The sequence below is a fragment of the Corallococcus sp. CA053C genome (genome assembly GCF_003611675.1).
Taxonomy (GTDB): domain Bacteria; phylum Myxococcota; class Myxococcia; order Myxococcales; family Myxococcaceae; genus Corallococcus.
Map to the genome: position 1 here is coordinate 1 of NZ_RAWA01000408.1, position 8,973 is coordinate 8,973.

The 8,973-nt window shown below is 68.6% G+C and carries 5 protein-coding genes; all 5 read right to left on the reverse strand.

Annotated features, from left to right (window positions below):
* Positions 1-204: 204 nt before the first annotated feature.
* Positions 205-2,907: a DNA polymerase I gene (gene polA, locus D7V97_RS35370; RefSeq protein ID WP_120615033.1), complete on the reverse strand. Its 2,703-nt coding sequence runs from the start codon at positions 2,905-2,907 to the stop codon at positions 205-207.
* A 44-nt stretch (positions 2,908-2,951) separates the two neighbouring features.
* Positions 2,952-5,174, reverse strand: coding sequence for an FHA domain-containing protein (locus D7V97_RS35375; RefSeq protein WP_120615034.1), 2,223 nt, complete (start codon positions 5,172-5,174; stop codon positions 2,952-2,954).
* Between the two features lie 7 nt (positions 5,175-5,181).
* Positions 5,182-6,948, reverse strand: a complete 1,767-nt coding sequence (locus D7V97_RS35380) for an ATPase, T2SS/T4P/T4SS family (protein WP_120615035.1) — start codon at positions 6,946-6,948, stop codon at positions 5,182-5,184.
* A 167-nt stretch (positions 6,949-7,115) separates the two neighbouring features.
* The gene (locus tag D7V97_RS35385) at positions 7,116-8,564 is read right to left on the reverse strand and encodes a type II and III secretion system protein family protein (RefSeq protein WP_120615036.1); all 1,449 of its coding nucleotides are present in this window, start codon (positions 8,562-8,564) and stop codon (positions 7,116-7,118) included.
* 45 nt (positions 8,565-8,609) lie between these two features.
* On the reverse strand, positions 8,610-8,973 hold a 364-nt coding region (locus tag D7V97_RS35390), incomplete at its 5' end, for a prepilin peptidase (protein WP_147445108.1).

Consider the following 8,973-nt stretch of genomic DNA (forward strand, 5'->3'; position numbering starts at 1 on the left):
GCGACGCGCCTTGGGGAGCGTGTTCCTGCTCGGGGGAGCGGTGAGCTCGCACACAGGTTCGAACGCCGGAACGCGTGGATGGGGGTCCGCGCGCTCCGCCGGTCGGACGGATCGGCATATTTGTCGGGGGGAAATGGGGACGGGGTCGCGGGAGGGCGCCTACGGGGGTGGGCGCTCTCCCGCATTTTCTTGTCCCGCGGCGCTTCAGTGCGCGTCCGCCCAGCTCTTCCCGGAGCCCACGTCCACCTTGAGCGGCACCTTCAGCTCGGCGACGGCGCTCATGCACCGCTTCGCCAGGGCCTTCACCGCCTCCACTTCCGCGTCCGGCGCTTCGAAGAGCAGTTCGTCGTGAACCTGGAGGAGCACGCGCGTCTTCAGCTTCTCCTGCCGCAGCGCCGCGTCCACGGACAGCATCGCCTTCTTCATCAGGTCCGCGGCGGTGCCCTGGATGGGCATGTTGATGGCGGCGCGCTCGGCGGCCTGGGCCACGCCCCGGTTCTTGGACAGCAGGTCGCCCATCAGGCGGCGGCGTCCGTAGAGCGTCTCCACGTAGCCCACCTTGCGCGCCTTCTCCACGGTGTCCTCCAGGTACTGGCGGATGCCCGCGTACCGGGTGAAGTACCGCTCGATGACGTCGCGGGCGCTCTCCTGGGAGATGCCCAGGCGCGTGGACAGGCCGTGCGCGGACAGGCCGTACGCGATGCCGAAGTTCACCGTCTTCGCCACGCGGCGCTGCTCGCGGTCCACGTCCTTCGGGCTGATGCTGAAGATCTCCGCCGCCGTGCGGCTGTGGATGTCCTCGTCGTCCAGGAAGGCCTGGATGAGCACCGGGTCCTCGGCGATGTGCGCCAAGAGCCGCAGCTCCACCTGCGAGTAGTCCGCGCTGACCAGCTGGTGCCCGGCCTCCGCCACGAAGGCGCGGCGAATCTCACGGCCCAGCTCGGTGCGGATGGGGATGTTCTGGAGGTTGGGGTCGGACGAGGACAGCCGGCCGGTGGCGGTGGCCGCCTGGTGGTACGTGGTGTGGACGCGCCCGTCCTTCGCCACCAGCGTCGGCAGCGTGTCCAGGTAGGTGCTCTTGAGCTTGGACAGGCCCCGGTACTCGATGAGGGCGCGCGCCAGCACGCTGCCGTGCTCCTCGGCCAGCTTCTCCAGCACTTCCTGATCCGTGGACGGCCCCGTCTTGCCGCGCTTGAGGATGGGCAGCTTCAGCTCTTCGTAGAGCACCTGCGCCAGCTGCGGGTTGGAGCCCAGGTTGAAGACGTGGCCCGCGGCGGCGTGGCACTCGGCCTCCTTCGCCTTCACTTCCACGTCCACGCGCTCGGAGGTGCGCGCCAGCTCCGTCACGTCCAGCTTCACGCCCTCGCGCTCCATGCGCGCGAGGATGGGCAACAGCGGCAGCTCCAGCGTGCGCGCCAGCTCCACCAGCCCGCCCAGCTCCAGCTCGCGCCACAGCTCCGGCGCCAGCCTCCGCGCCGCGTCCGCGCGCACCGCGTACCCCGCCGCCACCTCCTCCGGCCCGTGGTCCGACAGCGCCCTGCCCTTCTTGCCTTCCACCGACGCCGGCAGCGCGGGCAGCTCCGAGCGCAGCCGCTCCCGCGCCAGGTCCGCGAGCGCGTGCTCACGGCGAGACGGGTTGAGCAGGTAGCTCAGGAGCTCCACGTCGTCGTGCGCACCCTCCAGCGGCAGCCCCTCGTTGGCCAGCACCAGGGTGAGCGCCTTGAGATCATGCCCGCCCTTCTTCACGGCCGCGTCCGCCAGCACGTCTCGCATCACCGAGGCGAACGTCGCCACCGGCACCTGGGCCGCGCCCAGCTGCTGGTGCCGCAGGGGCACGTAGCGCGTGGTGCCGTCCGGCAGCGCCACGCCCAGGCCCACCAGCGGGGCCGCGTAGGGCAGGCCCTCGTAGGCGGGCACCAGCGTGATGGAGCCCGCGGCGCGCGCCGCGTCCGCCAGCGTCTTCAGCTCCGCTTCGGTGGTGACGAGCGTGGTGGTGGTGACGAGCGGCGCCACGTCCGGCCGCGGCGTCTCCTCCGCCGGCAGGTCGCGCAGCAGCGCGAAGAACTCCAGCTCCGTGAACAGGTCGCGCGCGCGTGTGGAGTCCGGCGGGCGCCGCACCAGGTCGTCCAGCTTCACGCCCAGGGGCAGCGTGGTGTTGAAGGTGACGAGCTGCTTGGCGCGCACCAGGCTCTCGCGGTGGGCCTCCAGCGCGGCGCGGATCTTCGGCTTCTTCACCTCGTCCAGCTTGGACAGCAGCGTCTCCACGTCACCGAACTGGTGCAGCAGCTCCACCGCCGTCTTGTCGCCCACGCCCGGCACCTTGGCGACGTTGTCCACCGCGTCGCCCACCAGGGCCAGGAAGTCGCGCACCTGCCGGGGCAGGATGCCCAGCTTCTCCTGCACGTCCGCGACGGCCATGCGCTTGTTCTTCTGGGGGTCGAAGAGGGTGATGTCCTCGTCGACGATCTGCATGAAGTCCTTGTCGCTGGTGACGACGAGCACCTGGAAGCCCTCGGCCTTGGCCTGCATCGCCAGCGTGCCGATGACGTCGTCCGCCTCCCAGCCCTCCGCGTCCAGCGACGGCAGGTTGAGCACGTCGCCCACCTTGCGGATGAGCGGGAACTGGGGCGTCAGGTCCTCGGGCGGGGCCTTGCGGTTCGCCTTGTACTGCGGGTCGATCTTCTGGCGCTCCACGCGGCCCGACTTGTCGAACGCCAGCGCCACGTGCGTGGGCTTCAGGTCCTGCAGGGCCTTGAGCACCATGCGGGTGAAGCCCAGCACCGCGTTGGTGGGCACCCCCTTGCTCGTCGTGAGCGGGGGAATGGCGTGGTAGGCGCGGAAGATGAAGCCAGAGGCGTCGAAGAGGGCCAGGCGGCGCTCGGAGCGCGGGGGGCTGGTGTCGGCCATCCCCCGTCCCTAGCGCGGCTCCCGCTCCCTGTCCACGAAGCCCCTCACCGGCACTTCAGCTCCTGCTTCTTCGCCGTCACCATCTCCGCGATGCCGTCACCCGCCACGGCGAAGTCCTCGACAATGGACAGGTCCTGGCAGCCGGCCACCTCCGACAGCGCCTGCTGCGCCTGCGTCGAACAGAAGGCCACCGCGCGGTTCAGGTCCGTGTTGCCCTTGTAGAAGTCGAAGCCCAGCTTCCAGACCTTGCAGCCGCGGCGCTTGTCCTCGCGGTCCGCGAAGTGCTTGCCGCGCTGGTACGACTTGGACGCCATGTCCTGGAAGATGTTCTTCCGGTAGAAGGACAGGTGCGTCTCCGCGAGCTCGCCCATCAGGCGCTTGTCCGTCGCCAGCGCTTCCTTGAAGGGCTCCACCGCGCGCTCGGGGTCATCCTTGGTGAGCGCGCTCTCGCCCGCCTTGAAGAGCTGATCCACGTTGGACACGTCCCGAATCAGCTCGTCCGCCAGGGCGTGGAACTGCGCGGAGTCCTCCTTCGAGCGCAGCTTCTGCAACGTCGCCATCGCCTCGCTGCCCCGGCCCGTCCAGTAGTCCATCATCGCCGCCTGCATCAGCTTCGGGCTGTAGCGGCTGTTCATCATGGCGCGCACTTCGCTGGCCTGATCCGGCCCCAGGCTGTCCTCGGCGAGCACGTCCGACACCGGGCACGCCCACGGCGCCGCGTTGCGGTCCAGCTTCTGCCGGGCCACCAGGAACTTCACGAACATGGGGTCCTTGGGCCGCCACTCGTTGCGGCGCAGCCCGCCCTCCAGGCGCAGCACCTGGCCCAGCGGGGGCTGCAGGTCCTCCTTGCTCTGCTTCTGGCACCACACTTCCATGTAGTCCTGGCAGCGGGGCACGGCCGCGCTCCACTGCGCGTTGCCCAGGTAGCGCTTGCAGTCGTCCTTCGCGCGCTCCACGAACCGCTCGGCGGACTCGCGCGCCTTCGCGCGGGCGCGGCGGAAGTACTCGCTCTCCTTCGGAATCTTGCGCAGCGCGAGCAGGGCATCCTTCTCGCGGTTGAGCTCGACGGACTTCTTCGCGAACTCGAAGTTCTCGAAGGCCTCCCGCTCCAGTTTGATGCGCCGCACGAGGGTGTTCGCCTCGGCGTTGATGGGGTCCAGGTCCAGCGCCTTCTCACAGGTCTGCTCGGCGCGCTCCCAGTTGGGCGGCCCCACGTCGCTGGACGCGTACGAGCGGCACTCGCTGAGCAGGTCCTGCACCTGCTGCTGGGGGTCCTGCGCCACGGCCTGGGTGGGCTTCGGGTTCTTCGAAACGCCCGGCGCGAAGGACACCTTCACCACCGCCGCCACGGCCAGCAGGGCCACGACGCCGCCGACGATGACGGCCATCTTGCGCCGGTTGTCCGTCGCGGGCTCCGCACGGCCTCCCCGGCGGGCCGGGACGCCCGCGCCCGTGCCCGGACGCCGCGCGGGCGTGTCGGACGCCTCGTAGGTCATCTCCACCACGCCGAACTGGAGGACGTCGCCGGGCTGCAGGTCCACGAACTCCTGCCCCAAGAGCTCGCCGTTGAGCAGCGTGCCGTTGGCGCTGCCCAGGTCGCGCGCCCGCACGACGTTGCCCTCGCGCTGGACCTCCGCGTGCTTGCGGCTCACCGAGTCGTCATCCAGCATCACCACCGCGGGCGGCGCCCGGCCCACCAGCAGCGTGGCGCCGATGGGATACGACTTGCCGGCCCACGGCCCCGTCATCCCCTTGAGCACCGGGCCCGCGCCCACGCCCGCGACCACGCCGGTCGGCAGGGGCCGCGCGGGGCGCTTCGCCAGCGCCGCGCCCGCGGGCTTCGCGGCCCCGTTCGCGGTGGCCTTGGCCTTGATGCTGGGCATCGCGCGCGTGCCCTTCACCGGCGAGTCCGCGAGCGTCTCCGGGTCGCCCACGTCGTCGGGCGGAGGCGTCGCCGCGCGGCGACCGCTGGAGCCCTTCGCGCTGCCCTTGAGCTTCATCTCGTAGTCGCCGAGCAACACCTGGGAGCCCGGCACCAGCGCCGTGGGCCCCTCGATGCGCTGACCGTCCACGAACGTGCCGTTCTGGCTGTTCCCGTCCTCGATGTAGACGGTGCCGCTCTCCACATAGACGCGCGCGTGCTGCCGCGACACGCCCCCTTCCGTGAGGACGAGGTCATTGCCCTGCTGGCGGCCAATCTTCAGCTCGCCAGCGATTTCGTGCTCGTGCTCAGTGCCGTCAGGGTGACGGACGACCAGGGTTGCCATGGGCGCGTCAGTCCTCGCGGAAGATGCTCATGTTCACCGGAAGGCCCTTGCGCTGAAGTTCGTCATAGAACTTCGGCACGAAGCCCGAGGCCACGTAGCGGCCCCGCACCTTGTGGTCCTCGGTGAAACCATCCTGCTTGTAATAGAAGATGTCCTGGAGGGTCACGATGTCGACCTCCATCCCGGAAACCTCTGTGATGTAGCAAATCTTTCGCGTGCCGTCGGAGAAGCGCGTCTGCTGCACGATGAGGTGCACGGCGCTGGCGATCTGCTCGCGGATGGCCTTCACCGGCAGCTCCATGCCGGACATGAGCACCATCGTCTCCAGCCGCGCGATGGCGTCGCGCGGCGTGTTCGCGTGCAGCGTGGTGAGCGAACCGTCGTGGCCGGTGTTCATCGCCTGGAGCATGTCCAGCGTCTCGCCGGAGCGGCACTCACCCACGACGATGCGGTCGGGCCGCATGCGCAGGCAGTTCTTCACCAGCTCGCGGATGGTGATGGCGCCCTTGCCTTCCAGGTTGGGCGGCCGGCTCTCCAACTGCACCCAGTGGTCCTGCGGAAGCTGCAGCTCCGCGGCGTCCTCCACCGTGATGATGCGCTCCCCTTCCGGGATGAACGAGCTGATGATGTTCAGCGTCGTCGTCTTGCCGGAGCCCGTGCCGCCGGAGATGACGATGTTGCGACGGGCCGTGACGCACATCTCCAGGAACTCGGCCATCTGCGCGGTGACGGTCTTGTACTTGATGAGATCCTGGATCTTCAGCGCGTCCTTCTTGAACTTGCGGATCGTGATGCAGGGGCCCTTGAGGGCCAGCGGCGGGATGATGGCGTTGACGCGGCTGCCGTCCTTGAGGCGCGCGTCCACCAGCGGGCTGGATTCGTCGATGCGCCGGCCGATGGGCGCCACGATGCGCTCGATGACGCCGAGCACCGCCTGGTTGGAGGAGAAGGTCTTCTCCGACAGCGTCAGCTTGCCCCGCCGCTCGATGTAGATCTGGTTGGCGTGGTTCACCATGATCTCGCTGATCTCTTCCGACGCGAGGAACGCTTCCAGGGGCCCCAGGCCCAGCGCCTCGTTGATGACGTCGGTGAGCAGCTCCTCGCGGTCCACGTCCGTCGGAAGCTCTCCGTCCGCTTCCATCTGGTCGATGATGTCGCGGATGGCCTTCTCGGTGCGGCGCCACAGCTCCTCGTCCCCGAGCCGGTCCATGTCCATGCGACGCAGGTCGAGGTACTCGATGAGCCGGTCGTGGATCTCCTTCTGGAGGCGCGAGTAGCGCTCCAGCTTCGGGTCCACCTTTCTCTTGTTCTTCGCCATGGCCGCGGCCATGGACGCGGGCATGCGGCTGCTGGGAGCGGCGACGGGGGCGGGCGCCTCCTCCTCGTAGGGCTCCTCCTCCTCGTAGGCCTCTTCCTCCTCGTAGGCCTCCTCGCCCTGCTCCTCGTCGTAGCCCTCGTCGGCGTTCGCGTCCTGCGGCGCGTCCTCCAGCGCTTCCACGTTGATGATGTAGTCGCCGATAGAGACCTGGTCCGTGGGTTTGAGGACCATGGGTCCGGCAATCTTCTTGCCGTTCACGAAGGTGCCGTTCGTGGATTTCATGTCCACGATGATGAAGCGTCCGTCCTTCTCGACGATGCGGGAGTGGTACTTGGAGACGTTCCCCTTCCCGAGGACGATGTCATTGCCGGCGAGCCGGCCAATCGTCACCTCGTTCTTGGGGTATTCCCGCTGCTCCGTCCCGCCGCCCTTCTCCGCCAGGGTGATGAGAAACATGGGTCGGGATGCTACCAAGCCCTCCTGCGACCTCAAAGACTCCTGCGACGGTCGCTCGCCTGCCCGCAAGCTCTCGGGCCGGCACCCTCCCCCCTTTGGAGGGGAGCGGGGCCGGCCCGGAGGTCGAAGCCATTCGCTGAAGGGGTGCCCGTGGCGGGCGCCGGGGCTCAGTCGAAGATGTTGAAGTTCACCTCGGAGCGGGCCTGCTTGTAGCGGGTCTTCACGTCCTCGATGATGCTCCGGACCTTGTCCGAGTCCGGGTTCACGATGCGCGGGGTGACGAAGATCACCAGCTCGCGCTTGGTGGAGTCGAACGCGCGGTTCTTGAACAGCTCGCCCACGATGGGGATGTTGCCCAGGCCCGGCAGCTTCGCGACGGCCTTCTGCTCGTCGTGGCTGAACACGCCCGACAGCACGATCGTCTCTCCGTGGCGCACGGTGACGTTCGTCTTCACCTTGCGGGTGCGGAAGCCGGGGATGGCGGACGAACCACCGAAGGACACCGACACGGACGTGTCGATTTCGGAGGCCTCGGCCTCCACCTCCGTCTGGATGTTGCCGTTGCGGTCCGCGGTGGGGCGGATGTTCAGGATGACGCCGTAGGGCTTGTACTCCACCGTGAACTGCGTGTTCGTGATCAGCGGGATGGGCACCTCGCCGCCGGCGAGGAACTCCGCCTTCTCACCGCTCGCGCACACCAGCTTGGGCTGCGCCAGCAGGCGGCCGTAACCGTCGTTGGCCTGGAAGCCGATGCTCAGCTCCGACGAACCCGTGGCCCCCATGGTGAGGTTGGTGATGGCGTCCCCGCCGGGCATCAGCGACTTGGTGAGGTCCACGGCCGCGCTGAGGCCACCCGTGATGTCCGTGGGGTACTTGATGCCGTAGCGGTCGCGGCTGTTGCGGCGGATTTCGACGAACTGGACTTCCGAGAGGATCATCCGCTTGATGCCGACGACGAGCAGGTTCTCCACCTTCTCGCCAATGGCCTTGGTGATGAGCTCCGCCTTCTGCAGGTCCTGCTGGCTCTCCACGGAGCCCTCCAGGAAGATGGTCGCGCCCACCACGTTGGCCTGCACGTTCTTCAGGCCCGCCTTCTGGAAGGCCGCGTTCAGGTTCTGCGCCACCAGCTTCTTGGCGTTGGGGGCGATCTTCACGAACGACTTCACGTTCGGGTAGAGGCTCACCACCTGCTCGATGCGGTCCGCGTCCTGCGTCGTGTAGGCCTGACCGTCCAGGTAGATGCGATCCCCCACCATGCGCACGGACACGCCTTCAATTTCGCCCAAGAGGCGCTTGATCTCGGAGATGACCTCGTTGGGGTCCTGCTTGCGCACCGTCACCAGGTAGCTGATGCGCTGACCGGAGGACTTCCAGACCAGCAGCGTCGTCTTGCCCTCCTGCTGGCCGGTGACGAGCAGCTGGCCGGTGCCGAGCGTCTTCACCTCGGCGATGGACGGGTCGCCCAGCGCGACGCGGCTCAGGCCGGGGATGGTGAGCACCTTCTGCGTGCCGACCCCGAGGCTGACGGTGCTGCCCTCCTGGGCCAGGGCGGGGGCACTGGCCACCAGGGTGACGAGGGCGCCGAGTGCTACGGCATGCGTGAAGCGCGTGGACATCGTGTGAATCCCCTTCTTGCGTGCGTGCGCGCTGACGGCGGCGCGCTATCCCAGATGTTGTTGCTGCCACCACATGGCCCAGAAAGTCCCGAGCGCGATGGAGACGCCGTAGGGGATGTGTCGCACGGGAGCGGGAGAGGTTTCCTCGCGCAGCAATTTCGCCCGCACCGCCCAGCGACGGGCCACCGCCGCCAGCGTGTCCCAGACGGCCCCCTGCCACAGCAGCGTGACGACCGCCTGCAGCGCGCCCACCAGCGAGATGAAGGCCGCCGCCGCGAGCACCGCCGGGAACCCCAGCACACAGCCCACGCCCGCCATCAGCTTGACGTCACCCCATCCCATGCGTCCGCGCAGCGCACCGGGCACCAGCAGCAGTGCCAGTCCCGTGCCCGCGAGCACCCCGCTCACC

Coding starts and splice junctions, on each gene's coding strand:
- polA (WP_120615033.1), bottom strand. CDS start 2,907: ATGGCCGACACCAGCCCCCCGCGCTCCGAGCGCCGCCTGGCCCTCTTC.
- D7V97_RS35375 (WP_120615034.1), bottom strand. CDS start 5,174: ATGGCAACCCTGGTCGTCCGTCACCCTGACGGCACTGAGCACGAGCAC.
- D7V97_RS35380 (WP_120615035.1), bottom strand. CDS start 6,948: ATGTTTCTCATCACCCTGGCGGAGAAGGGCGGCGGGACGGAGCAGCGG.
- D7V97_RS35385 (WP_120615036.1), bottom strand. CDS start 8,564: ATGTCCACGCGCTTCACGCATGCCGTAGCACTCGGCGCCCTCGTCACC.